Here is a 24,799-nt window from a genome sequence, read left to right as displayed (position 1 = left end):
GCCGGGCTCCGGCTCCGGCTAGGGCGCCTCGGTCCCGAACGCGACGCCGTAGAAGGGCGTCCGCATCGGGCCGTTCGAGCCGGCCAGGCGGATGTTCGGCACCACCGGCGAGCTCTGGGTCCGCAGCGACATGTCGAGCACGCGGTCGCGGGTGCCCTCGACGTCGGGCAGCAGCAGCAGCCGCACGCCGTACCAGATCCGTCCGTCGCGGCGGAACTGGTAGCGGACCAGCCAGCCGGCGTTGTCCTTGCCGATCTTCACCCGGCCCTCGCCGCGGAGCTGGAAGTCGGAGCCGGGGATCGCCGCGAACTCGGCCCGGATCTGGCGCACGATCGGCACCATCCGGACGCTCAGCTGCGCGATCGGGGCGCCGGCCGGCTCCGGTCGCGGCGGGGCGGCCCCGCCGTCGCGGAAGACCAGCGTCTCCTCGCCGCGCTTCGGGATCCGCTTGCCGTCGGGACCGGTCTGCCAGACGGGCGCGACGTGCAGCCGCAGCAGCTCGCCCGGCCCGGCCGCCTCGCGACGGGTGCGGTCGTCGAAGCGGGTGTTGAAGGTCAGCGGCCCGCGGATCACCACCTGGGTCTCGGGCCGGGCGCGGCCGAGCAGGAAGGCGGTGATCGCCGCGGCCAGCACCAGCACGGCGACGGCCACCGCGATCCAGACCCGGCGCGGGATCCGGCGGGCGCGCGGGGCGACGACGTCGACCAGGGACGGGCCGTACTCGGGGCGGGCGATCGGCACGCAGGCGAGGGTACCGACCGTCCGCCCGCGCCGGCCTCACCGACGCGGGCCGGGCGCCGGTCGGCGCTCAGGCGCCGATGTCGAAGAGCGCGTCGAGGTCGTGGCGGCTGAAGGCCTCGAACGCGACCATCGTCTGGGTCCGCTCGATCCCGTCGAGCTGGGAGATCCGGCCGGTCACCACCTCGGCCAGCCGGTCGTGCTGGGGCACGCGGACGATCGCCACGTAGTCCCAGTCGCCGGTCACCGAGTAGGCCTCGCCGACGCCGTCGACCTCGGCCAGCCGCTCGCCGAAGTCGCCCAGCGCGCTGCGGCTGGTCTGGATCAGCACGATCGCGGTCGCGGCAGCCATCTCGTCCCCCTAGATCTCGATCGAGGCGCCCGGGGCCAGGACCTCGACGCGGGCGATCCCGGCGTTCTCGACGTCCTGCTTGAAGGCCCCGGCGTCGGTCTCGATCGGCGGGAAGGTGTCGTAGTGGACCGGCACCACGACCGGCGCGCCGACCAGCCGCGCGGCCTCGACGCCGTCGTGGCGGTCCATCGTGTAGTGGCCGCCGATCGGGATCAGCGCCGCGTCCAGCCGGTCGCGCTTGCCGGGCAGGGCCAGGTCGCTGAAGAGCGCGGTGTCGCCCAGGTGGTAGATCGTCTTGCCGCCGAAGTGGATCACCAGGCCGGCCGGGATCGCGACCGTGCCCTTCGGCGTGGTGTTCGTGTGCCAGGCGGGGACCAGGCGCACCCAGCCGCCCTCGAAGGCGACGGTGCCGCCCAGGTTAGGGTCGGCGACGTCCAGCCCCTCCTCCGCCAGCTCGTTGGCGATCTCGACGATCGCCACCACCCTCGCGCCGGTCCGCTTGGCGATCGGCACGGTGTCGCCGTAGTGGTCGCCGTGCCCGTGGGTCAGCAGGATCACGTCCGGCGACAGGTCGTCGGCGGCGGTCACGGCCTTCGGGTTGCCGGTCAGGAACGGATCGACGAGGACCGACCGACCGTCGGCCTCGAGCAGCACGGCGGACTGGCCGAGGAAGGTGAGCTTGGTCATGGGCGGGGCTCCTCCGGAGACGGGGCGTCGGGGGACGGGGTGGTGCGCTGGCGCTCCAGCTCGCTGGCCAGCTCGAAGCCGACGGTCACGCCGACCAGCATCGCCAGCCGCGACTCGTCGGCCAGCAGCGCGTGCAGGCGGGCGCTCCGCTGCTGCGGGTCGGGCTCGTTGGCGGCGGAGTCGACCTGCTGCTCGTGGCCCTGGCTGAACCAGCCGCCGTCCTGCAGCGCACCGTCGATGATCCGCTGCAGTCCGGGGACGGCGTGGGTCACGATCTGCTCGGCCCGCCGCAGCCGCTGCGGGTCGCTGATGGCGCGGACGGCGGCGTCGACCTCGTCGGCGGTGTAGGGAGCGTCGGGCACCAGGTTGAGCATAGGCCGTCGGCGGGTTCGGGCGGGTTGGTGGTGGGTAGGGCGGGGCCGGGCGGCCCGGGGTGAACGTCACATGCCGGGGCGCGACGCGAGCGCCGCGTGACGTCGACCGTCACGGGCGGTGGGGAACGTTGCACGGCACGCCCGACCGCCTCGGCATGTGACGTTGCCCACCGCCGCGCGCCCGAACGTCCCCGTGCCGGGGACCGCCCCCGCGCCGAGGAACCCGATGCCGCGCCGCACCCGCGGACCGCCGACCCCACCCGGCGACCGCCGCCGCCCGCGGGTGGTCCGGCGACCGGCTACTTCCCGGCGGCGGAGAGCGCCAGCCCGAGCGGCAGGCCGACCACGACGCCGAGCACCGCCGCCAGCGGGGCGCCGGCGACCGCGACGGCCGAGACGGCGAGGGCCACGACCAGCATCGTGGCGGCGCCGAGCAGGTCGCCGTCGACCGACTCGCGCCGCTGACGGGCCCGCAGCTCGGCGACGATCCAGGCGGTCGCCAGGGCCGTCGCCGCCCCGCCGGCACCGCAGTAGAACGCCGCCCCGTCGGCCTGGGCGGCCAGCGCCAGGCCACCCGCACCGGCGACGACGAAGGTCAGCAGCACGACCAGGCTGCCGACCAGCCCGGCCCGGCGCTCCCACAGCCAGCCGAAGACGCCGAGCGTGCCGACGATCGCCAGCGCGTGCCAGGCGCTGGCGTAGACGAAGGGGGCGACCGCGTAGCGCCACGGCTGCATGTCGCCGGCCAGGCCGCCGAACAGCAGCAGGTCGGGACGCTCGACCACTTGGGCGACCGGGATCCCGATCAGCGAGACGAGCACCAGCGCCAGCGTCACCCACGGGCGGCGCTCGCCGATCCCGTCGTAGGCGCTGGTCCGGCGCCGTGGCTCGCGCCGCAGCCGCGACCCGCGCCTGGCCTTCGGCGGCTTGCCGGCCTTGGGTGGCTTCGGCGGCTTCGTCCGGCCGCGGCGGCGGAGCTTGCGGAGCGGGACGACGACCTCGTCGTCCGGATCGGCCGGCATCGCCGGCTCGTCGGCGGCGGGATCCTGCAGCAGCGCCTCGAGATCGCCGTCCTTGCGCTCCAGCCGCGGTGCGCGACGGCGCAGGCGGGTGCCGCAGTACGGGCACTCGGTCACGAAGCTCGAGACCTGCTGCCCGCAGCTGCGGCACACCGTGAAGAGCTCTGCCGCACCCGCCATCACTTCGATTGTAGGACGGCGGGAGCGGAGTGCGTGGCCGGTTGCCGTCGAACGTCCGCGACAGGCCCCGGCGGGCGCTCCGGCGCGGCCCCCGGGGCCTTGCCGAACGCCCGTCGCCAGCGGCTCAGGCGATCGTGATCTGCGGATCCAGGTAGACGTCCTGGATCGCGTTGAGGAGCGCGATGCCCTCCTCGACCGGGCGCTGGAAGGCCTTGCGACCGGAGATCAGGCCGGTGCCGCCCGCGCGCTTGTTGATGACCGCGGTCTTGACCGCCTCGGCCAGGTCGCTGGCCCCCGACGACGCGCCGCCGGAGTTGATCAGGCCCGCGCGGCCGGAGTAGCAGTTGAGGACCTGGTAGCGGGTCAGGTCGATCGGGTGATCGGTGGTCAGCTCGTCGTAGACCAGCTTGTGGGTCTTGCCGAAGCCCGAGCCCATCGCCGGGTAGCCGCCGTTGTTCTCCGGCAGCTTCTGCTTGATGATGTCGGCCTCGATCGTGACGCCCAGGTGGTTGGCCTGCGCGGTCAGGTCGGCGGCGACGTGGTAGTCGACCCCGTCCTTCTTGAAGCCCGAGTTGCGCAGGTAGCACCAGAGGACGGTGTACATGCCGAGGCGGTGGGCCTCCTCGAACGCGCGCGCGATCTCGACCAGCTGGCGGGTCGACTGCTCGCTGCCGAAGTAGATCGTCGCGCCGACGCCGGTGGCGCCCAGCTCCCAGGCGCGCTGGACCGACGAGAACTCGACCTGGTCGAACTGGTTCGGCAGCCGCAGCAGCTCGTTGTGGTTGATCTTGACGATGAAGGGGATCTTGTGGGCCCACTTGCGGCTGACCGCGCCGAGCACGCCGAGGGTCGAGGCGACGGCGTTGCAACCGCCCTCGTGCGCCAGCTCGACGATGTTCTCGGGGTCGAAGTAGCGCGGGTTGGGCGCGAAGCTGGCGCCCGCCGAGTGCTCGATGCCCTGGTCGACCGGCAGGATCGAGACGTAGCCCGTGCCGCCCAGGCGACCGTGGTCGAAGAGGCCCTGGAGGTTGCGCAGGACCTGGTTGCTGCGGTCGGTCTGGGAGTAGATCCGGTCGACGAAGTCGGGGCCGGGCAGGTGCAGCGTGGAGGCGTCGACCGTGGTGGACCGGTGCCCCAGGAGGGACTCGGCCTCGTCACCGAGCAGCTCGGTCACGCGGTCGATGGACGATGCGGTCTGGACAGCCATGTCGTTCCTTCGGATTCGGTGTTGCGATCCGGGGCTTCCCGGTGATGCGGGCCCGATCGCCACTCGGCGTCCGTGACCCCTCCGCCGCCCCCCACGGGACGAACCCGCCGGCCCGCGGATGGACCACGAACCGACGGCACGGCGGGCGGCAGGCCGTGCCGGAGGCGCCGCATGGTACTAGGAGCGAGCGTGTCGAGACGCGGCCCTCCTGTGCCAATCCTGCGCGGAAGTGCGCCAATTCAGCGCCGGATGGTCTGGAGCCGCCTCTGAGCCGATAGACCGCAGCCATGCCCGGTCCGCCCGCTCCCCCGCCCCTCCCGCGTGGTCGCTGACGCTGGTTCCCGCCGGGGATCGTGGTCGCGCCGGCGCCCGCTGCGACCCCCGCCGCCGCTGCTGCCGCTGGCCCTGCTCGCCGCGATCGTCGGCGGCTGGTTCGCGACGACCCGCCAGCGCGCCCCGCGTCCCGGGCCTCGCTCGGCCCTCGCCGCCGACGCCAGCGCCGTCGCGACGGCGCTGGCCCGCGGCCCGGCCCGGGTGCGGGTGGTCGAGGTGCTCGACGGCGACACGGTCCGGGTCGCGGTCGGTGGTCGTGCTCCCGGACGGCCGGGGCGGGCGACCGTCCGCTACCTGGGGGTCGACGCGCCCGAGTCGGTCGATCCGCGGCGGCCCGTCGGCTGCTACGGCCCCGCGGCGGCGCGGGCCAACCGCCGCTGGACGCTCGGTCGCCGGGTGCGGCTGCGGTTCGACCGCGAGCGCGTCGACCGCTACGGCCGGCTGCTGGCCGCGGTCCGACCGCTCGGCGACCGGCGGACGGTCAGCGAGCGGCTGGTGGCCGAGGGCTACGCGACCGTGCTGACGATCCCGCCGAACGGCGCGACCGCCGACCGGCTGCGAGCGCTGGAGCGGCGGGCGCGGCGACAGCGGCGCGGGCTCTGGGGCGCCTGCCGCGGCGGCCCCGGCGAACGGCGCGCGGGCCGCCGTCGGGTCCGCCTCGCGCCGCCTCCGGCGCGGCGCTCGGGCTCCGTCGCGGCCCCGCTGCGGCCGGCCTCCCGGCGCCCGCCGGCCCCGGGCGACGGCCCGGCGATCGTCTACGCTGCGGGCGGTGAATGCGCCCCGACCACGTTCCCGCAGGTCGCTCGACGAGCTGGAGCGCCGCCTCGCGCGGGAGACGGAGCTCGCCCAGCAGCAGCGCGAGAAGACGCTGCGCGCCGCCCAGCGGCGCGAGGCGGAGCGGCGGTTCGACGCGGTCAAGCGGCGGCGGACGCTGCGCTACCTGGCGCTGGTCACGGTCCTGATCCTGACCGCGGTGCTGGTCACCCTGGTCATGTTCCGCGTCCTCAGTCTCGTCTTCGACTGATCGCCGGCGCCGCCGGGCTCGGCACCTCGCGCGCGAGTACAGGCGCCCCGACGGTCGCTCGCCGACCGCGATGCGGATGGCGCGACGGCGCTCCCAGGCACGCGCGCCGTGCGCCCGACCGCGGGCGGCCCGACGGGGCCGGACCGCGTCGCAGGGCGGATCGACGCTAGATTGACCTGCGTACCATGGCTCGCCGATCGCTTCGACCTCACCTGAACCAGATCCGCACGTGGGTGCGCCAGGGCCGCACGGACGCCTGGATCGCCCACCAGCTGGAGGTCACCGGGCAGCAGATCGCCGCCTTCAAGGAGGAGAACGAGCTGACCGCGGCCGCGCCCGACGATCCGCTGGCCGTCGTCGCGCCGGAGGAGGTCGACCTGCGGGCCGAGGACGACGCCCAGATCGCCGCCGAGCTGGAGGCCGCCGAGGCCGAGCGCAAGGCCGAGGAGGAGCGCAAGGCCGCCGAGGAGGCCGAGAAGGCCGCCGCCCGTGCCGCCGCCGGCGAGGACGAGGCCGACGACGAGGACGGCGACAAGCCGAAGCGCCGCCGCCGTGGGGGCCGCCGTCGCCGCCGCGGTGACGCCTCGACCACCACCTTCGAGGGCACGTTCGACCACGGCGAGGAGGGCTACGGCCTGTGGCTCGACCCGGCCGTCGCCGACGCCGGCGTCTACGCCGAGCACTGGGCCGGTCACCGTCCGGTCGAGGTCGTCGTCGAGGCCGACCAGATCATCATCCGCCGCGCCGGCGAGGCGGACGGCGGCGACGAGGAGTAGTCCCGCCGCCGGCGCCCCGCGCCGGCAGCTCTCGGGGCGGCCGAGCGCCGACCCCACCGTTCGCAGGGCGCCCACCGGGCGCCCTCGCTCGTTCAAGGCCCCGCCCGCTCAGCGCTGCTCGTCGCGCGCGATCAGGCGGCCGCCGCCCCAGTCCTGGGCCTGGCTCAGGTAGTGGTGGAAGGCGGCGTCGAGCAGGCGGGCGTCCCAGGCGTCCGGGTCCTCGGGCGCGATCCGGGCCGCCAGGTCGAGCGCCCAGCCGGTGCCGGACTCGTAGAGGGCGACCAGCTCGCCGACGGTGAAGGCCCCGCCCAGCCGCCGGCGCAGCTCGTCGTAGAGCGCCTCGGTGACCACGGTCGCCCGGCGCGCCGCCGGGCCGTCGAGGTCGGCGAGGTAGCGCTCGCCCGCCCGCCACTGATCGATCGCCAGCATCACCCGCATCTGCGGTTGAGGCTAGCGGGCCGCCTCCCGCGGCCCGCTAGCCCCGACCGGAACCGGACGTGCGCCATCGCGTCGACCCTCCCGATCGACCCGATCCCGCCCCTCCGGCGTCGACACGGCGCGCGCTCGGCCGGCCCCGAGGGCCGGCGGCGCGGCTGCGTCAGTCCTTCGGCAGCCCGCTCACGACGTAGACCCGCTCGCCCTCGCGCACCATGCCCAGCTGGCGGGCGGCGGCGGCCAGGCCGCGCTCGGTGGTCAACCGCGCCTTCTCCGCCTTCAGCCGCTGCTCGGTCTGGGTCAGCTGCGTCAGCCGCTGCTGCTGCTGGGCGGCGTCGTCGCGGGCGCCGAACCAGTCGATCACCGGCCGCACGTAGCTGGACGCCAGCAGGATCAGGACGAGGACCAGGGCGATCCGTCGGATGCGGGGCCACGCCAGCTCGACCCCGGCGCCGCGGGCGGCGCTCGGCCGGCGGCCGGACGCGGATCGCGACGGACCGCGACCGGCGGGCGGCCGGCGGCGGGGGGCGGTGGTCGTGGCGCTGCTCACGCCCCGGGCATTCGCCTCGCCGGGACCGGCTCCTCGCGCCGCACGGTGGCTTGCAGCGATCCCGCCGGACGGGGCGCAAGATCCGTTGCAGAACCCCCGAACACCCGTTCCCCACGGGCGTTCCGGGGCACGACCTCAGGGCTCGAGCCGTCGCGGCTCGTCGTCGCCGCGGTCGACCGCACGCCCCCAACGGCGGCGCTTCTTCGGCCCCCGCAGGACGCTGTTGCCGCCCATGATCGAGATCAGCCGCAGGCGCACCACCGGCGCCTCGGGCGGCGCCGGCGCCGCCGCCTGGTGGACGTCGTTGCCGCCCATCACCGAGGTCTCGGAGACCTCGACGTTGACGCCCTCCGGGATCCGGACGTCGGTGCCGCCCATCAACGAGACGACCGTGATCTCGACCACGTGGCCCGCCAGCTCGGCCTGGCTGAGGTCGAGCGAGCTGCCGCCCATCACGTTGACCACGCTGACCCGCCGCGGCACCCGCCAGCGGCCCGAGCGCTCGCTGCCGCCCATCACCGCCCAGATCCGCACGTGCTCGTCCTGGGCACCCGGACGGACGGGCAGCGGGCTGCGGGTGCTGGGCGCGACGTCGAGCGGATGCGGACCGTCGGCCGGCACCAGCACGTCGGCCAGCAGCCGCTCCAGCTCGTCGCGCGTGCGGGCACCGAAGGTCGACGTCAACCGCTCGTCGAGCTCGTCGACCGTCAGCCGGCCCTCGCCCATCGCGTGCCGCAGCAGCTCGGCCGCGCGCTCGCGCTCGCGATCGGAGGCCCGCAGCGCCGGTGGTCCACCGGCGGTCGCGCCGCTCGCGTCCGCGGCCAGGCCCGCGGCGACGGCGGGCAGCCGCTCGTCGTCGGACCCCGCCGCACGCGCCTCGTCGGTCATGCCGCCAGGCTACCGGCGGATCCCCGCCATGGCCTCCGCCGAACGGCGGAGGCCGCCACTCCCGCCGAGGCTAGGAGCGGAAGACGCTGCGGCCCGGGTAGACCGCGGCGGCGCCGAGCGCCTCCTCGATCCGGAGCAGCTGGTTGTACTTCGCCACCCGGTCCGAGCGCGACGGGGCGCCGGTCTTGATCTGCCCGCAGCCGGTGGCGACGGCGAGGTCGGCGATCGTCGTGTCCTCGGTCTCGCCCGAGCGGTGCGACATGACGGCGGTGTAGCCGGCCTCGCGGGCGATCCGGATCGCCTCGAAGGTCTCCGACAGGGTCCCGATCTGGTTGACCTTGATCAGGATCGAGTTGCCGACGCCGGCCTCGATCCCGCGGGTCAGGCGGGCCGGGTTGGTGACGAAGAGGTCGTCGCCGACCAGCTGGACGGTGGTGCCGATCCGGTCGGTCAGCAGCTTCCAGCCGTCCCAGTCCTCCTCGTTCATGCCGTCCTCGATCGACAGGATCGGGTACTTGCCCGCCTTGTCGGCCCAGTAGTCGGCCAGCTCGGCGGCGCTGAGGCTGCGGTTCTCGTGCTCGAGGACGTACGACCCGTCCTCGAAGATCTCCGAGGTCGCCGGGTCGAGCGCGATCGCGACGTCGTCGCCGGGCCGGTAGCCGGCCTTCTCGATCCCGTCGACCAGCACCTGCAGCGCCTCCTCGTTCGAGGAGAGGTTCGGCGCGAAGCCGCCCTCGTCGCCGACGGCGGTGGCCAGGCCGCGGTCGTGGAGCAGCTTCTTGAGGTTGTGGAAGACCTCGGCGCCGGTCCGCAGGCCCTCGCTGAAGCTCTTCGCCCCGACCGGGACGACCATGAACTCCTGGAAGTCGACGGAGTTGTCGGCGTGGGCGCCGCCGTTGAGGACGTTCATCATCGGCACCGGCAGCGTGGTGCCCGCGCCCTCGACGCCCTCGACGGTGAGGAACTTCCAGAGCGGCTGGCCGGCGTCGGCCGCCGCGGCGCGCGCCACGGCCAGCGAGACGCCGAGGATCGCGTTCGCGCCCAGCCGCGACTTGTTCGGCGTGCCGTCGAGGTCGATCAGCGCCTGGTCGAGCCCGGCCTGGTCGCCCGCGTCGCGGCCCGTGGCCGCGGCGGCGATCTCGCCGTTGACGTTGGCGACCGCCTGGGTGACGCCCTTGCCGAGGTAGGCGTCGCCGCCGTCGCGCAGCTCGGTCGCCTCGAACTCGCCGGTCGAGGCGCCCGACGGCACCGCCGCGCGGCCGCTGGCTCCCGACGCCAGCGTCACCTCGACCTCGACGGTCGGGTTGCCCCGGCTGTCGAGGATCTGACGACCGTGGACGCTCTCGATCTGGCTCATAGAGCCCGGAAGTCTGCCGCAGACCGGCGCCGGACGCGGTGCCGCCACCCGGGGCACCCCGGGCCACCCCGGGGGTCGGTCCGGGGGAATCCCCCATGGTCGGCGCCCGTCCGCCGCGCCAGGATGGTTCCACCGCCCCGACCCACCGAGACGATGACCGCCCTGACCGCCCGCCCCCTGCAGCTCCTCCCCCAGCCCGACCGCGATCTCCCCCGTCGCGACCGTGGCCTCGCTGCCGGCCTTCGGCGGGCCGCCGCCGTCCTCTGGGCGGCCGACGAGGCGAGCGACGTCGTCCCGGTGGGTCAGGCGGTCGACGTCCAGCGGATGCTGGTCGCCGTCGGCCTGCTCGACCCGGCCGCCGTCAGCGGCCGCTGGGACCGCCCGACGGCCGCCGCCGTCGCCGCCTTCCAGCGGATCAACGAGCTGCCCGACGACGGCGTCGCCGGGGCTCGCACGGTCGACCTGCTGCTGACGCGGACCGCCGGCCGCCCGGCCGCCGCCCCGCCGCTGCGGCTGGCCGCCTGAAGCCCGCCGGCGGGCCGGCCGCGACCCCCGCGACCCCGCCTCAGCCCGCCCCCGCCGACCCGCCCTGCTGCTCGGCCAGCACCGCCCGCGCGTAGTATGCCAGCCGGTCGTCCTCCTCCAGCTCCGCCCAGCGGTGGCCCTCCTCGCCGGCCAGCCGCTCGGCGGTCAGGACCCGCTCGCGGAAGCGGGCGCTGGAGGAGCGGAGCGCGATCTCGGGATCGGCCTTGACCTTGCGCGCGACGTTGACCAGCGCGAACAGCGCGTCGCCGATCGCGGCGAACGCCTCCGGCCGGCCGCCGTGGCGCAGCGCGCCGTCGAGCGCGTCGAGCTGGGCCCGGGCGGCGTCCAGCGCCTCGTCGGTGTCGGCCGGGTCGAAGCCGCTCGACGCCGCCCGCCGCTGGACCTTGCGGGCGAACAGCAGCGACGGCAGGTTGTCGGGGACCTCGCCGAAGATCCCGCGCTCGCGGCCGGGCTCGTCCTGCTTGATCGCGTCCCAGTTGCGCAGCACCTCGGCCGCGTCGGCGACCTCGACGTCGCCGAAGACGTGCGGGTGGCGGCTGATCAGCTTCTGGCGGCAGTGCTCGGCCACCTGCGCGAGGTCGCCGGCGCCGCGCTCCTCGAGCAGCAGCGAGAGGAAGTGGACCTGGAAGAGCACGTCGCCGAGCTCGTCGAGCAGCTTGCCGTCGTCGCCCTGGTGGGCCGCGTCGGCCAGCTCGTAGGCCTCCTCCAGCGTGTGCGGGACGATCGTGCGCTCGTCCTGCTCGCGGTCCCAGGGGCACTCGACGCGGAGCCGACGGGTGAGGTCGTCGAGGGCGCCGAGGGCCTGGGGAATCTCGTCACGGGACACGCCCCGGACGGTACCTGCCCGCGCGGCCGGTGCTGACCGGCCGCGCGGTGGAGCGGTCGATCAGCCGCCGGTCGGGGGCGCCTGCTGCGGCGCGCCGGCCCCGCCCGCGCCGCCACCGGCGGGCGTCTGCGGCTTCGGCTCCTTGTAGCCCTTGCAGAACTGGGCGTCGTAGCCCTTGCGGCACTCCGTCTTCTTCTGCCAGTCCTTGATGACCTTCTTCTGCCAGTCGGTGAAGGCGGTCTGCTGCTTCTGGGCCGTGACCTGCTGCTTCAGCATGTCCTTGACCTTGTCGAAGGGCGTGGTCTTGGCCGGCGTGATGTTGTCGACGCGGACCACGTACCAGCCGGACTCGGTCTTGACCGGGCCGACCAGCTCGTCCTTCTTGGCCCCGAAGGCGGCGTTCTCCAGGCCGCGCTCCTGCTGGCCCTTGGCGACGCCCGAGAGCTTGCCGCCGGCGTTGCGGGTGACCTGGTCGACCGAGTACTTCTTGGCGACCTTCGCGAACGCGGCGCCCTTCTCCAGCTCGGCCTTCGCGGCCTTCGCCTTCGCCTCGGTCTTGGTCAGGACCACGTGCAGGCCGCGGGTCTCCGGCTGCGTGAACTGGGCCTTGTTCTTGTTGTAGTAGTCCTGGACGTCCTTGTCCGTGACCTTGCCGTTCTCCTTGGTGATCTTCGTCTGCAGCTTCTGGAGGATCAGCTGGTTGCGCTGGTCCTGCCGCAGGACGTCCTCACCGAGGCCGGTCAGCTTGGTGAACTTGGCCAGGTTCTGCTTGCCGCCGATCGCGGTCGGCTGGGCCAGGTAGTTCGCCCAGCCCTTGTCCAGCTCGGCCTGGGAGATCTTGACGTCGTTCTCCTCGGCCTCCTTGCGGAGCACCTCGCTCAGGAGCGGATCGAAGATCGCCATCTGCTTGATCTGGTCGTAGCCGTTCTTGCAGTTCGCCTTGAACTGCGCGTCGGTCGGCGCCGGCTGCCCCTTCGGCGGCTTCGGCGTCTGCGCCTTCAACTGCTTGATGCAGTTGGTGAAGTTCGGCGCGTCCGGCACGATCATCTTCGGGTTCTTGCCCGCGAGGACCTGGGCGGTGTTCGCCTTGTAGGTCGCGTACTTGAAGCTCTTGTCGTACTGAGCTTTCGTGATCTCCTTGCCGTCGATCTTCGCGACGGCATCGGCCGACAGTCCGCCGCCGCACCCGGCGAGGACGACAGCGACCGGGATCCCGACGGCGCAGGCGGCCAAGGTGGTTCGGGTGTGGCGCAGCATCCGCGGCAGCCTAGCGGGCGCGGATAAGGGGCGTCTTTACGGTCGGTAGGACACCAGACACATGCGCGCCCGCCGACCAGCACTGACGATTGGCGCGGTCGCCCCCGAGACTAGGCCGGGGCGGTGCTGAGCGCCGCCGCGCGGACCGCCTCGGCGGCGGCGACGACCGTCTCCAGCCGCTGGAAGCCGTCGCGCGGAACGACCACCGTCACCTGCGAGCGACCGCCCTCGTAGCGGAGCCCGCCGCGGCCGCCCCACTCCTCCTGCAGGCGGGCGACGCCGTCGGCGTCCAGCTCGACCGGACTCGCGGTCAGCTTGGTGCCGCGCAGCGAGACCACGCGGCAGCCGGCCTCGCCGAAGCGGATCCGGGCCCGCTGCAGCTCCACGAGGTTCTGGAGCGGCTCGGGCGGGGCGCCGAAGCGGTCCTCCAGCTCGCTCCGCAGCTCCTCCAGCTCGGCGACGTCGCGGGCGCCGGCGATCCGCCGGTGCAGCTCGACCTTCGCCTGCTCGTAGGGGACGTAGTCGGCCGGCACGTAGGCGGTGACCTGGGCGTCGAGCCGGACCGGCTCGCGGTCGCCCTCGTCGTCCCCGCCGCCCTCGCGCTCGGCCACGGCCTCCTCCAGCATCGACAGGTAGAGCTCGAAGCCGAGCGCCGCGACGTGGCCCGACTGCTCGTCGCCGAGCAGGTTGCCGGCCCCGCGCAGCTCCAGGTCGCGCATCGCGATCTGGAAGCCGGAGCCGAGCTCGGTGTGGTCGGCGAGCGCCGTCAGCCGGTGCATCGCGTCCTCGGTCAGCGCCGCCGCCGAGGGGTAGAGCAGGTAGGCGTAGCCGCGCTCCTTGCCACGGCCGACGCGGCCGCGGATCTGGTAGAGCTGGCTGAGGCCGAAGAGGTCGCTGCGGTCGACGATCAGCGTGTTGGCCTGCGGGATGTCGATCCCCGACTCGATGATCGAGGTCGAGACCAGCACGTCGGCCTCGCCGCGGAGGAACCGCATCATGTGGTCCTCCAGCTGCTGGTCGGTCATCTGCCCGTGGGCGACCTCGAAGTCGAGGTCGGGGCAGAGCCCGCGCAGCCGCGCCGCCGTCTCGTCGATCGTCTCGACCCGGTTGTGGAGGAAGAACGACTGGCCGCCGCGGGCCTTCTCGCGCAGCAGCGACTGGCGGACCAGCTGGTCGTCGTACTCGCCGACGTAGGTCTTGACCGGCCGCCGGCCCTCGGGCGGGGTCTCGATCGTGGAGATGTCGCGGAGCCCGGCCAGCGACATCTGGAGCGTGCGCGGGATCGGCGTGGCCGACATCGCGATCACGTCGACCTTCAGCTTCAGCTGCCGCAGCAGCTCCTTCTGCTTGACGCCGAACCGCTGCTCCTCGTCGACGACGATCAGGCCCAGGTCCTTGCCGCGGACGTCGCGGCCGAGGATCCGGTGGGTGCCGATCAGGACGTCGACCTGGCCGGCGTTGAAGGCGGCGACGACCTCGCGCTGCTCGGCCGCGGCCCGGAAGCGCGAGACGTGGTCGACGGTGATCGGCAGGTCGCGCAGCCGCTCGGCGAAGGTGCCGTAGTGCTGCTGGGCGAGGATCGTCGTCGGGGCCAGGATCAGCACCTGCTTGCCGTCGGCGGCCGACTTGACCGCCGCCCGCAGCGCGACCTCGGTCTTGCCGAAGCCGACGTCGCCGCAGATCAGCCGGTCCATCGGCCGCTCCGACTCCATGTCGGCCTTGACCGCGTCGATCGCGTCGAGCTGGTCGGCCGTCTCCTTGTAGGGGAACTTGGCCTCGAACTCCTCGACCAGCTCGCCGTCGGCCGGGAACGAGTGGCCGCGCCGCCGGCGGCGCTCGGCGTAGAGGTTGAGCAGCTCGCCGGCCATCTCGTGGGCGGCCTTGCGGGCGCGGGTCTTGATCGCCTCCCAGCCCTTGCCGCCGAGCTTCGAGAGCGTCGGCGTGGTCCCGCCCGAGACGTAGCGGGTGATCTTCGCCAGCTGGTCGACGGGGACGAAGACCTTGTCCTCGCCCGCGTACTGGAGCTTCAGGTAGTCGCGGGTGACGCCGGCGACGGTCTTGGTGTCGAAGCCGTCGAAGCGGGCGATCCCGTGGTCCTCGTGGACGACGAAGTCGCCGGTCCGGAGGTCGGCGAAGCTGCGCAGGGCGCCGCGGCGGCCGGTCCGGCGCCGCTGCTCGTCCTCGGACTCGCTCTTGCGCCGCCGCAGCAGCCGGTGGTCGGGCAGCACCGCCAGCTGCAGGCCGGGGGCGATGAAGCCGTGGCGGAGGTCGGCGACGACGAAGCCGGCGCGGCTGGCGTCGAAGCCGTCCGAGGCGGCACCGGTGCCCTCCCCGACCCACTGGGCGCGGACGCGGCTGAGGTTGTAGGCGGCGCGGTCGCCGTCGCCCTGCCGGCGCCAGGTGACGACGGTCCGGTAGCCGGAGCGGAGCAGCTTCTCGAGCTCGGTCTCGGCCGCGGTCAGGTTGCGCGCCGAGAGGTCGCCCGACTGCGCGTGAAGCTGCAGCTCCTGGTCCTGGAGCAGGCTGTTGATCCGCAGCTCGGCCCGCCGCTCCAGCTCCTCGAGGACGTCGTCCGGCTTGACGTAGAGGTGGCCGGCGTCCTGGTCGTGGAAGGCGGCGCAGACATCCTCCCACTGGTCGCGGAGGGCGGGCTCCAGCTCCTCGTCGGCGGCCAGCACCACGACGGCGTCGTCCGGGACCAGACCCAGGAACGGGCCGAAGCGGTCGACCGGCAACAGCTCGGCGACGTCGACCCGCTGGTCGTCGTCGCGCTCGGCCAGCAGCGAGGCGATCTCGGCCGACTCGCGGTGCTCCGCGGCCAGCTCGGCGGCGGGCGCCACGAAGACCTCGCGCAGCTCGTCGAGCGAGCGCTGGGTGAAGACGGAGAAGGCCCGGATCGACTCGACCTCGACGTCGAAGAGGTCGATCCGGACCGGGTTGTCCTCGGTCCCGGGGAAGACGTCGAGGATCCCGCCGCGGATCGCGAACTGGCCGCGGTCGGCGACCTGGTCGACCCGCTCGTAGCCGGCGCTGAGGAGGTCGCGGGCGCACTCGTCGAGGTCGAGCAGGTCGCCGACCGCGAGCGAGAAGCCGTGCGGCCGCAGGGCCGGGTCGGGGACGGTCTCCGAGAGCGCGACCGCCGAGGCGACGACCACCGGCGGCTCGTCGGTGGCGCTGCCGTCCTCGTGAGCGAGTAGGGCGTCGAGCGCGGCGACCCGCTGGCCGACCAGGTGCGGCGGCGGGGCCAGGTGCGACTCGTAGGCGACGCCGCGCGAGGGGTAGAAGCGGACCGGCCGCGGGTGCAGCCAGGCGCGCAGGTCGCGGGCCAGCTCGCGCGCCTGCTTGTCGTCGCCGGCCACCACCAGCGCCGGCCGGCCGAGGCCGATCGCCCCGTCGACCCCGTCGAGCGCGGCCGCGATCGCGTACGGCCGCAGCGCGGTCGAGACGAACGCGCGGCCGCCCTGACGGGCGATCCGGGCGCCGGTCGGCTCGTCGGCGAGGTGGCGGAGCAGCGGGCGCAGGGAGGACATGCAGGCGAGGCGTGAGGAGGTGGGCGGGCGGCGCGCGGGGACGGCGCGTCGCGGTGGCGGACGGGCGGTCGGGCGGCGTCCGGCGGACAGCCGATCGAGTGTACGGCCTCGGCTCCGGCGGCCCGTCGCGGGGGGCCCTCGCCGCGATTGCGCGCGGCGGCGCCGGTAGGGTCCCGCGGGCAGATGCGTGCGGACGCCCCCCGCCGGCCGTTGATCGGCCGGTCCGCCGAGATCGCTCGTGCCCGAGCGGCGGTCGACGCCGTCCGCACGGGCTCCGGCGCGGCGCTGCGGATCGAGGGCCCACCGGGAGTCGGCAAGAGCGCGCTGCTGGCCGCCGCGGTCCCCGACGACCTGCCCGTGCTGCGGGCGACCGGGGTCGAGTCGGAGGCCGAGCTGCCGCTGGCCGGGCTCGACGAGCTGCTGCAGCCGCTGGGCGGGATCGCCCCGGCCGACGGCGCCGATCCGGTGATCCTGCTGCGCGAGGTCGCCGCCCGGATCGCCGCGGCCGCCCCGCTGGTGCTGCTGGTCGACGACCTCCAGTGGCTCGACCCGTCGTCGCGGGCGGCGGTCGCGTTCCTGGCCCGGCGCGCGTCGCGGCTGCGGATCGCGGTGATCGCGGTCTGGTCGCAGCGCGGCGAGGCGCCCGACCCGTGGCCGGCGGCGGAGACGCTCGCGCTCGGCGACCTCCCGCGCGAGAGCGCGCTGGCGCTGGCCCGCGATGGCGGCCTGGCGCCGGCGGTCGCCGAGGCGCTGGTCGACGCGGTCGGCGGCAACGCGCTGGCGCTGGTCGAGGCGCCGCGCTCGCTCTCCCCCAGTCAACGGGCCGGCCGCCGGCTGCTGCCCGACCCGCTGCCGGTCGGCGACCAGCTGCGGGCGGCCTACGCGGCGCGGGTGGCGGCGCTGCCGCACGCGACCCGCGCGGCGCTGCTGCGGGCCGCCGCCGGCGCCCCCGCCGCGCTGGTGGTCGACGCGCTGGAGCCGGCCGAGGACGCCGACCTGGTGCGGCTCGACGGCGGGGTCCGGTTCGTCCATCCGCTGGTCCGATCAGCCATCTACCACGCGGCCGCGCCCTCGGAGCGGCGCGCCGCGCACCGCGCGATCGCCGCCGCCGTCGACGAGCCGGAGCGCTCGTGGCAGCTGGCGCTCGCCGCCCCCGGGCCCGACGAGCAGCTGGCCGCGCGGCTGGTCGAGCTGGCCGAGCAGGCCCGCGCCCAGGGCGCCCCCGGCACGGCCGCGGCGGTGCTGGAGCGGGCGGCGCGGATGACCCCCGATCCCGAGCAGGCCCGCGCGCGGTCGCTGGGGGCGGCGGCGACGGCGATCCTCTCCGGCCGCCCCGGTCGCGCCCACGCGCTGCTCGACGACCTGCTGCCGGGAGCGGCCGATCCGCTGGCCCGCGCCGACCTCCAGCTGCTGCGCGGGATCGCGATCGCCCAGACCGGCCGGCCGGCGGCGGCGGTCGCGCTGCTCGAGGCCGAGGCCGACGCGATCGAGCCGGCCGACCCGGCGCGGGCCTCGGCGCTGCTGACCCAGGCCTGCATCGCGCTGATGGGCCCGGGACCGCTGGCGCGGCTGGGCGAGATCGCGCAGCGGGCCCAGCGGCTGGCCCCGCCGGGGATGGACGCGATCCCGGCGGTGCTCGGCGCCGAGGTGCTGGTGTCGCTCGGGGAGCACGCCCGCGGCCGTGCGCTGCTCGACCGCTACGACGCCGGCCTGCGGGCCTGGGACGCGACCGCGCCCGGCCACGAGGTGGTGACGATCGCCGGCCTCGGACGGCTCTGGCTCGGCGACCACGACGCCGCCTGGGCGCTGCTGACGCGGCTGGTCGAGGCCGGACGGGCGAGCGGCGCGGCGACCCCGCTGGCGCCGCCGCTGGCCGTGCTGGCGACGCTCTGCATCCGGCTCGGCCGGCTCGACGAGGCCCGCGACCTGGCCGACGAGGCGCTGGAGATCGCCGACGCCGGGCTCGGGACCTTCGCCCTGACGCTGGCGCTCGGCGCGGTCGCGATGACGGCCAGCCACCGCGGCGACGAGGAGCTGTGCCGGCGCGCGGCCGGTCGGCTGCTGGTGCTCGGCGAGGCCTACGACCTGGCCGTCTCGCTGGCCTGCGCGGAGCAGGCGCTCGGGCACCTGCGGCTCGGCCAGGGCGACGCCGCCGGGGCGGTCGAGCACCTGCGCCGCTCGCTCGCCCACGCCGACCGGCTCGGCAGCCGCGACCCGGCGTTCTTCTTCACCCCCGCCGACCTGCTCGAGGCGCTGGTCCGCAGCGGCCGCCCGCAGGAGGCGGCGACGGTGCTGGCCGCGCTCGAGGTCGACGGGGCCCGCACCGGCGGCGCCTGGGCGCGGGCGGCGGTCGCCCGCGGCCGCGGGCTGCTCGGTCCCGAGCAGCAGATCGGCGAGCGGCTGGCCGAGGCGCTGGCCGCCCACGCCGACCCGGCGATGCCGTTCGAGGCCGCCCGCACCCGGCTGGCGCTCGGCGAGCGGCTGCGGCGGAGCCGCCGGCGGGCCCAGGCCCGCGAGGTGCTGCGCGAGGCGCACGAGGGCTTCCGCTCGATCGGCGCCGCCAGCTGGGCCGCCCGTGCCGCCGCCGAGCTGGCCGCCACCGGCGACGGTCCGGCGGCCGGCGACGACGAGCTGACCGCGCGCGAGCGGGCCGTCTGCGACCTGGTCGCCGCCGGCCGCACCAACCGCGAGGTCGCGGCCGAGCTGTTCCTCTCGCCACGGACGGTCGAGCACCACCTGCGGATGGCGTACCGCAAGCTCGGCGTCCGCTCGCGGACCGAGCTGGCCGCCCGCCGGGCCGGCGCCCTCGGCGACGAGCGCTAGCCCGGATCCGCCGATCAGCGGGACTCCGGAGCCGTGTCACCCAAGCTCCGCCCCCGCGCGCGATACCGTCTATCGACGGACGTCACCCTTCTGGCTCGCGCTCCGGAGGGTGGACGGCCGGCTCGCCCGTCGCCGACCCACCCTGCCGCCATGCCGAACGTGACCAACCCCACCGCCGCCCCGGCCACCGCTCCCGCCGTCGACGCGCTCGCGGCCAGCGACAAGTTCGTGCTCGAGGGGCTGACCTACGACGACGTCCTGCTGCTGCCGGGACCGTCGGAGGTGCTGCCGAACGAGGTCGGCACCGGCACCTGGCTGACGCGCAACATCCAGCTGAAGGTGCCGCTGCTGTCGGCGGCGATGGACACGGTCACCGAGGCGCGGATGGCGGTCGCGATGGCCCGCCAGGGCGGGATCGGGATCCTCCACCGCAACCAGTCGATCGAGGAGCAGGCGGCCCAGGTCGACACGGTCAAGCGCTCGGAGGCCGGGATGATCCGGCACCCGGTCACGATCGGCCCGGACGCCACGATCCACGACGCCGACGCCGTGATGGGCCGCTACGGGATCGGCGGCCTGCCGGTCTGCGACGAGGACGGCCGGCTGCTCGGGATCGTCACCAACCGCGACATCCGCTTCGAGTCCGACCACGACGCGCCGCTGCGGTCGGTGATGACCCCGATGCCGCTGGTGACCGCCGCGCCGGGGATCTCGCCCGACGAGGCGATGCGGATCCTGCGCGAGCACAAGATCGAGAAGCTGCCGCTGGTCGACGGCGACGGGCGGCTGGCCGGCCTGATCACGCTCAAGGACTTCACCAAGACCGAGAAGTACCCCGACGCCTCGAAGGACGCCGCGGGCCGGCTGCTGGTCGGGGCCGCGGTCGGGGTCGGCGCCGACAGCCGCGAGCGGGCCCACGCGCTGGTCGACGCCGGGGTCGACGTGCTGATCGTCGACACCGCCCACGGCCACCAGCGCGGCGTGCTCGACACGGTCGCCCGGGTCAAGCGCGAGACCTCGGTCGACGTGATCGGCGGCAACGTCGCCACCCAGGGCGGCGCCCAGGCGCTGATCGACGCCGGGGCCGACGCGGTCAAGGTCGGCGTCGGGCCGGGCTCGATCTGCACCACCCGGATCGTCGCCGGCGTCGGCGTACCCCAGGTCTCGGCGATCTTCGAGGCGGCCAAGGCGGCCCGCCCGGCCGGCGTCCCGGTGATCGGCGACGGCGGCCTCCAGTTCTCCGGCGACATCGCCAAGGCGCTGGCCGCCGGCGCCTCGTCGGTGATGCTCGGCTCGCTGCTGGCCGGTTGCGAGGAGTCGCCCGGCGAGCTGGTCTTCATCAACGGCAAGCAGTTCAAGAGCTACCGCGGGATGGGCTCGCTCGGCGCGATGCAGGGCCGCCAGTCGTTCTCGAAGGACCGCTACTTCCAGGACACCGTCTCCGGCGACGACAAGCTGGTGCCGGAGGGCGTCGAGGGCCAGGTGCCCTACCGCGGGCCGCTGCAGGCCGTCGCCCACCAGCTGATCGGCGGCCTGCGGGCCTCGATGGGCTACACCGGGTCGGCGACGGTCGCCGACCTCCAGCAGCACGGCCAGTTCGTCCGGATCACCACGGCGGGGCTGAAGGAGAGCCACGCCCACGACATCCAGATGACGGTCGAGGCGCCGAACTACACCACCCGCCCGCGCTGAGCCGCGGGCGGCCGGGCCGCCCGAGACTGATTCACGGGGACGCGTAAGTCGCGGCCCCGCTCGTCGTTGTCCCCTCGAACGAGGCGACCATCCGAAGGGGACGAGCACGATGATCATGGGCGACGAGCAGACCTGGGCCGAGCGCTGGGACCGGGCCGCGGCCGACTTCCTGGGCCGGCCGGTGACCGCCTGCGCGCAGGGCACGCGGACGATGGGCTGGTCGTCGCTGGCGCTCGGCCAGCTGAGCGGCGCCGCCGGGATGGTCCAGGCCTACCGCGGCAAGCGCCGCGCCGCCGGGCTGCCGCAGATCTTCCTGGTCGCGGTCACCGACGAGACGCTGCACGTGCTGGCGATGCCGAAGATGAACTGGAACGTGAAGGCCCCGAAGGCGGTCAAGGAGCTGGCCGTCTGGCGGCTGTCCGAGATCGCGCTGGCGACCGAGCCGGTCTTCCACGGGATCAAGCTGACGATCGACGCGCCGGCCGAGGGCGAGCACGTCCAGATCCAGCTGCCCGACGGCCGGCTCGGCGAGCGGGTCGTCGCGGCGGCGCGGGCGGCGGTGGCGGCATGACGATCCACCGTCAGCGCCGGATCGGCGGCGGCTACGGCGGGTACTACGTCGGCTTCGTGCTCGCCCTGCTCGGGCTGGCGGCGGTCGCCTATGTGCTGCTGACCGGCGACGGCCAGCTGGAGGTCCGTCCCTGGCGGCCGATCGCCTACCTGACCGCGATCGCGATCGCCGCCCTGGTCGTCAAGCGGCGGGCGGCGCGCCGCCGCTGACCGGCGGGCACCGGGGCCGGCCGCGGACGCGCGCCGCGGCCGGCCCCTCCCCCGTCAGCGGGTCGCGTCGAGCTGACGCCCGACCTCGCGACCCAGCCGGTCCTCGCGGGCGGTCGGCGACTCGGTCCGCTCACGCAGCCGCTCGGCGACGGCGGCCACCGACTCCGGCGCCCGCTTCGCCTGCGGGGCGACCGCCTCCGGCTCCGGGTCGGGCAGCGGCTGGCCCGGGCAGACCACGTCGCGCCGCGGCAGCGTCCCGTCGAGCAGGAACCGCAGCGCGATCGCGTCGACGCACGGGTTGTCGCCGTAGATCCCGTGGTCGCCCTCGTCGGCGACGGTCACGAACCGCGAGCCGCGGAACCGCCGGTGGGCGGCGACCGCGCCCTCGTACGGCGTCGCCGGGTCGTGGGTCGAGTTGACCATCAGCGTCGGCGGGACGCCGCGGCCGTCGAGCCGCTGCATCCGCCCGTAGGGCTGGCGCCAGAACGGGCACGGGTTGGCCGCCCAGGTGTAGCCGAGCAGCGGGTAGCGGCGGCCGAGCCGCTCAGACAGCCGCACCAGGTCGGACGGGTCGCGCGACCACGGCGTGTCGCCGCAGGTGATCGTGAAGTAGCCGGCGTAGAGGGTGGCGTCGAAGAACGCCCCGAAGACCGCCTGCACGGCCGCCTCGTCGTCGGCGGTCAGGTCGTCCGGATGCTCGATCGCGGCCAGCGCCTGGGCCAGGATCGGGAACCCGCTCTTGCTGTACATCACCCCGACGATCCCGTTGTCGTAGTCGGCCGGACCGATCGTCACGCCGGCGATCTCGAGCGGCGCCTGCTGGAGCGCGCGGCGGCGAGCCTCGTAGCGCTGGCGGGCGGCCTCGGCGCTGGTGCCGAGGTGGTAGCGGTCGTCGTAGCGGGCCACCCAGGGCAGGAAGTCCTCGCGGAAGCGGCGCTCGAAGCCGAGCGGCTGGAGGTTGCCGTTCTCCGACCACGGACGGGTGAAGTCGACGTTCGAGTCGAGCACGAAGCGGTCGGCGTGCTGCGGGAACGTCTGCACGTAGTGGGCGCCGAGCCAGGTCCCGGCCGAGTAGCCGATGTAGCTCATCCGCGGCTCGTCGAGCAGCTGGCGCATGAACTCCATGTCGCGGACCGTCTGCCAGGTGGTGACGTAGGGCTGGAGGGCGCCGGTCCGGGCCGCGCAGTTGGCCGCCGTCTCGTCCGAGAGCCGCAGCGTGCGGGCGATGTTCGCCGGCGAGCGGTCGCGGCCGTCGAGGCCGAAGAAGGCCCGGTACTCGTCCTCGGTCTGGCAGGCGACGGTCGGCCGCGACGACCCCATCCCGCGCGGGTCGAAGCCGACCAGGTCGTAGCGGTCGCGCAGCTCGGGGTGGACGAGGCCGGTGCCGATCGGCATCCCGAGCCCGGCCGCGCCGGGGCCGCCGGGGTTGAAGGTGACCATCCCGCGCTTGGCGCCGGCGCCGGTGGTCGGCAGCAGCGAGATCGCGATCTGGATGTCGGACCCGCCGTCGGGACGGGCCCAGTCGCGGGGCACGGTGACCCGCGCGCAGCGCAGGTCGGGGACGGCGCTGGAACAGGCGACCCAGCCGATCGACTGGGTCAGGTAGCGCTGCGGCACCTGCAGCTCGGGCGGACCGGGGCGTCCGGGACGGGCGTCGGCCGCGGCCGGTGCCAGCAGCAGGACGGCGGCCAGCAGCAGCAGCGCCCGGCGGACGGGCGCGAACGATCGCGGTCGCCCGCGACGGGAAGGGGACATCTGGGGGATCTCCTGATCGAGGCGGACGCGGCCGCACGGCGTCCTCCGGCGAGCGGCGGGCGCAGCGGCGGCGACGGAGCCACCGGGATGGGACTGGGGGCAGGACCGCCACGCGACGGCCCTTGGTAAGGCGAACGTACCAGCGGCGCGCCCCGCCGTGGGAGCGATTGCGCGGCCGCCCGCCGGGGCTGGCTGCGGCGCCGGTCCGGGCGACCCGCGAGGATGGCGGGGATGGCCGAGCCGCTGACGATCGCCACCCCCGCCGGGACCCTCGACGCGCTCGCCGCCGGGCCTGCCGACGGCCGCCGCGTGCTGCTGCTGCACGGCTTCCCGCAGTGCTCGCGCGAGTGGGACCGGCAGCTCGAGGCGCTGGCCGCGTTCGGCTACCGCGCCGTCGCCGTCGACCAGCGCGGCTACTCGCCGGGCTTGCGGCCGGACCCGGTCGAGCAGTACGCGCGGCCGGTGGTGGCGGCCGACGTGGTCGCGGTGCTCGACGCGCTCGGCTGGGAGCGGGCCGACCTGGTCGGCCACGACTGGGGCGCGGTCGCCGCCTGGGACGTGGCGATCACCGCTCCCGACCGGCTGCGGACGCTGACGGCGATCTCCGTCCCCCACCCCGACGTCTGGGCGCTGGCCGTCGAGCGCGACCCCGGCCAGCGCGAGCGGCTGGGCTACATGGCCTTCATGGCCCGCGACGACGCCGCGGCGCTGCTGCGCGAGCACGACGGCCGCCGCCAGCGGGCGATGTTCCAGGGCGTGGTCCCCCACGACCAGGCCGACGCCCACGTCGCGCGGCTGGCCGCGCCGGGGGCGATGGAGGCCGCGCTGCGCTGGTACCGGGCGCTGCCGCTCGGCGGGCCCTCCGGCCCCGTCACCACGCCGACGCTGTTCGTCTGGGGCAGCGAGGACCTGGCCTTCGGGCGGGCGGCCGCCGAGGCGGTGGCCGAGCAGGTGACCGGCCCCTACCGGCTGGCGGTGCTCGACGGGATCACCCACTGGGTGCCCGAGCAGGCGCCGGAGCAGCTCAACGGCCTGCTGCTGGAGCACCTGGCCGCCCACCCCGGCTGACCCGCCGGGATCCGCGCTCAGGCCAGGTCGCGCTCGCCGAGGATGATCGCCTCGGCCGCGCGGGCGGCGTCGTCGACCAGCGCACCGACCTCGTCGGCCGACTGCCGCCAGGCGCCGAGGACGTGGGCGGAGACGATCTCCGGGTCGGTCGAGGCGGGCCGTCCGACGCCGATCCGGACCCGCGCGAAGCCGGGGTCGCCGAGGCTGCGCTTGAGCGACTTGAGGCCGTTGTGGCCCGCCAGCCCGCCGCCGAGGCGGGTGCGGATCTCGCCGAACGGCAGGTCGATCTCGTCGTGGAGCACGAGCACCCGCTCCAGCGGCACCTTCAGCTGGCCGCGGGCGGGACCGGCCGACTCGCCGGACTCGTTCATGAAGGTCTGGGGCAGCAGCACCGCCACCCGCGGGCCGCCGACGCCGGCGCGGCCCTCGTGCAGCTGGCCGCGGAAGCGCGACCGGGCGCGGCCCAGGCTCCAGCGGTCGGCCAGCTCGCGGGCGACCAGGAAGCCGACGTTGTGCGGCGTGCGCTCGTAGCGCACGCCGGGGTTGCCGAGCCCGACGACCAGCCAGTCGGCGGGCGTGACACCGCGCAGGGCCATCGCGAG

Annotated in this window: 23 protein-coding genes and 1 pseudogene; 9 read left to right on the top strand and 15 right to left on the bottom strand. The window is 75.1% G+C overall.

All coding sequences use genetic code 11. The features are described 5' to 3' along the window. Positions 1-18 precede the first annotated feature (18 nt). From SH587_RS12905 to SH587_RS12880, 6 genes are all read right to left on the bottom strand, one after another. Positions 19-741, bottom strand: a complete 723-nt coding sequence (locus SH587_RS12905) for a hypothetical protein (RefSeq protein WP_320671033.1) — start codon at positions 739-741, stop codon at positions 19-21. A 67-nt stretch (positions 742-808) separates the two neighbouring features. Further along, entirely contained in the window at positions 809-1,090 is a 282-nt protein-coding gene (locus tag SH587_RS12900) for an Lrp/AsnC ligand binding domain-containing protein (protein WP_320671032.1), read from the bottom strand. A 9-nt stretch (positions 1,091-1,099) separates the two neighbouring features. After that, entirely contained in the window at positions 1,100-1,777 is a 678-nt protein-coding gene (locus SH587_RS12895) for a metal-dependent hydrolase (RefSeq protein ID WP_320671031.1), read from the bottom strand. Beyond that, a complete protein-coding gene (locus SH587_RS12890; RefSeq protein WP_320671030.1) occupies positions 1,774-2,139 on the bottom strand; it encodes a hypothetical protein in 366 nt (121 codons plus the stop codon). The genes SH587_RS12895 and SH587_RS12890 overlap by 4 nt, the downstream gene beginning before the upstream one ends. Positions 2,140-2,450: 311 nt before the next feature. Then, on the bottom strand, positions 2,451-3,350 hold the full coding sequence (locus tag SH587_RS12885; RefSeq protein WP_320671029.1) for a rhomboid family intramembrane serine protease: 900 nt from the start codon (positions 3,348-3,350) through the stop codon (positions 2,451-2,453). Positions 3,351-3,474: 124 nt separating this feature from the next. Continuing rightward, the gene (locus tag SH587_RS12880) at positions 3,475-4,557 is read right to left on the bottom strand and encodes a class I fructose-bisphosphate aldolase (protein ID WP_320671028.1); all 1,083 of its coding nucleotides are present in this window, start codon (positions 4,555-4,557) and stop codon (positions 3,475-3,477) included. Between the two features lie 321 nt (positions 4,558-4,878). On the opposite strand from SH587_RS12880, the pseudogene SH587_RS24655 reads away from it, so the two are divergent. From SH587_RS24655 to SH587_RS12870, 3 genes and pseudogenes are all read left to right on the top strand, one after another. After that, positions 4,879-5,481 (top strand): annotated as a pseudogene (locus tag SH587_RS24655) (thermonuclease family protein); the annotation flags it as partial. A 178-nt stretch (positions 5,482-5,659) separates the two neighbouring features. Next, a complete protein-coding gene (locus SH587_RS12875; RefSeq protein ID WP_320671027.1) occupies positions 5,660-5,914 on the top strand; it encodes a hypothetical protein in 255 nt (84 codons plus the stop codon). A gap of 185 nt (positions 5,915-6,099) precedes the next feature. Further along, positions 6,100-6,690, top strand: a complete 591-nt coding sequence (locus SH587_RS12870) for a hypothetical protein (protein ID WP_320671026.1) — start codon at positions 6,100-6,102, stop codon at positions 6,688-6,690. Positions 6,691-6,798: 108 nt separating this feature from the next. Here the strand turns inward: SH587_RS12870 and SH587_RS12865 are convergent, their stop codons facing one another. From SH587_RS12865 to eno, 4 genes are all read right to left on the bottom strand, one after another. Next, the gene (locus tag SH587_RS12865) at positions 6,799-7,128 is read right to left on the bottom strand and encodes a hypothetical protein (protein ID WP_320671025.1); all 330 of its coding nucleotides are present in this window, start codon (positions 7,126-7,128) and stop codon (positions 6,799-6,801) included. 160 nt (positions 7,129-7,288) lie between these two features. Further along, complete coding sequence (locus SH587_RS12860; protein WP_320671024.1) at positions 7,289-7,675, bottom strand: septum formation initiator family protein; 387 nt, start codon at positions 7,673-7,675, stop codon at positions 7,289-7,291. Between the two features lie 135 nt (positions 7,676-7,810). Beyond that, entirely contained in the window at positions 7,811-8,563 is a 753-nt protein-coding gene (locus SH587_RS12855) for a DUF1707 SHOCT-like domain-containing protein (protein ID WP_320671023.1), read from the bottom strand. 70 nt (positions 8,564-8,633) lie between these two features. Next, positions 8,634-9,920: a phosphopyruvate hydratase gene (eno, locus tag SH587_RS12850; RefSeq protein WP_320671022.1), complete on the bottom strand. Its 1,287-nt coding sequence runs from the start codon at positions 9,918-9,920 to the stop codon at positions 8,634-8,636. Between the two features lie 153 nt (positions 9,921-10,073). On the opposite strand from eno, the gene SH587_RS12845 reads away from it, so the two are divergent. Then, positions 10,074-10,445 carry a peptidoglycan-binding domain-containing protein gene (locus tag SH587_RS12845; protein WP_320671021.1) on the top strand — a complete coding sequence of 124 codons (372 nt, stop codon included), beginning with the start codon at positions 10,074-10,076 and terminating at the stop codon, positions 10,443-10,445. 40 nt (positions 10,446-10,485) lie between these two features. Here SH587_RS12845 and mazG read toward each other — a convergent pair whose 3' ends face one another. The 3 genes from mazG to mfd form a co-directional block, all read right to left on the bottom strand. Then, positions 10,486-11,292 (bottom strand): nucleoside triphosphate pyrophosphohydrolase, encoded by an 807-nt coding sequence (gene mazG, locus SH587_RS12840; protein WP_320671020.1) that lies wholly within the window; start codon positions 11,290-11,292, stop codon positions 10,486-10,488. Between the two features lie 60 nt (positions 11,293-11,352). Beyond that, complete coding sequence (locus SH587_RS12835) at positions 11,353-12,549, bottom strand: peptidyl-prolyl cis-trans isomerase (RefSeq protein ID WP_320671019.1); 1,197 nt, start codon at positions 12,547-12,549, stop codon at positions 11,353-11,355. A 110-nt stretch (positions 12,550-12,659) separates the two neighbouring features. Further along, positions 12,660-16,079, bottom strand: a complete 3,420-nt coding sequence (mfd, locus tag SH587_RS12830; protein ID WP_320671018.1) for a transcription-repair coupling factor — start codon at positions 16,077-16,079, stop codon at positions 12,660-12,662. 183 nt (positions 16,080-16,262) lie between these two features. On the opposite strand from mfd, the gene SH587_RS12825 reads away from it, so the two are divergent. From SH587_RS12825 to SH587_RS12810, 4 genes are all read left to right on the top strand, one after another. Next, positions 16,263-18,902 (top strand): helix-turn-helix transcriptional regulator, encoded by a 2,640-nt coding sequence (locus tag SH587_RS12825; RefSeq protein WP_320671017.1) that lies wholly within the window; start codon positions 16,263-16,265, stop codon positions 18,900-18,902. A gap of 150 nt (positions 18,903-19,052) precedes the next feature. After that, on the top strand, positions 19,053-20,594 hold the full coding sequence (gene guaB / locus SH587_RS12820) for an IMP dehydrogenase (protein ID WP_320671016.1): 1,542 nt from the start codon (positions 19,053-19,055) through the stop codon (positions 20,592-20,594). Between the two features lie 109 nt (positions 20,595-20,703). Beyond that, positions 20,704-21,165 (top strand): hypothetical protein, encoded by a 462-nt coding sequence (locus SH587_RS12815; RefSeq protein ID WP_320671015.1) that lies wholly within the window; start codon positions 20,704-20,706, stop codon positions 21,163-21,165. Beyond that, on the top strand, positions 21,162-21,374 hold the full coding sequence (locus tag SH587_RS12810; protein ID WP_320671014.1) for a hypothetical protein: 213 nt from the start codon (positions 21,162-21,164) through the stop codon (positions 21,372-21,374). The genes SH587_RS12815 and SH587_RS12810 overlap by 4 nt, the downstream gene beginning before the upstream one ends. A 54-nt stretch (positions 21,375-21,428) precedes the next feature. Here SH587_RS12810 and SH587_RS12805 read toward each other — a convergent pair whose 3' ends face one another. After that, positions 21,429-23,129 (bottom strand): alpha/beta hydrolase, encoded by a 1,701-nt coding sequence (locus SH587_RS12805; protein WP_320671013.1) that lies wholly within the window; start codon positions 23,127-23,129, stop codon positions 21,429-21,431. A gap of 231 nt (positions 23,130-23,360) precedes the next feature. On the opposite strand from SH587_RS12805, the gene SH587_RS12800 reads away from it, so the two are divergent. Continuing rightward, on the top strand, positions 23,361-24,197 hold the full coding sequence (locus SH587_RS12800; protein ID WP_320671012.1) for an alpha/beta fold hydrolase: 837 nt from the start codon (positions 23,361-23,363) through the stop codon (positions 24,195-24,197). Between the two features lie 17 nt (positions 24,198-24,214). Here the strand turns inward: SH587_RS12800 and pth are convergent, their stop codons facing one another. Further along, the gene (gene pth / locus SH587_RS12795) at positions 24,215-24,793 is read right to left on the bottom strand and encodes an aminoacyl-tRNA hydrolase (protein WP_320671011.1); all 579 of its coding nucleotides are present in this window, start codon (positions 24,791-24,793) and stop codon (positions 24,215-24,217) included. Between the last annotated feature and the right edge of the window lie 6 nt (positions 24,794-24,799).

It is taken from the genome of Patulibacter defluvii (genome assembly GCF_034096925.1).
Classification (GTDB): domain Bacteria; phylum Actinomycetota; class Thermoleophilia; order Solirubrobacterales; family Solirubrobacteraceae; genus Patulibacter; species Patulibacter defluvii.
Note: the sequence above shows the minus strand (reverse complement) of the source record. Positions and strands in the feature narration are given on the sequence as shown.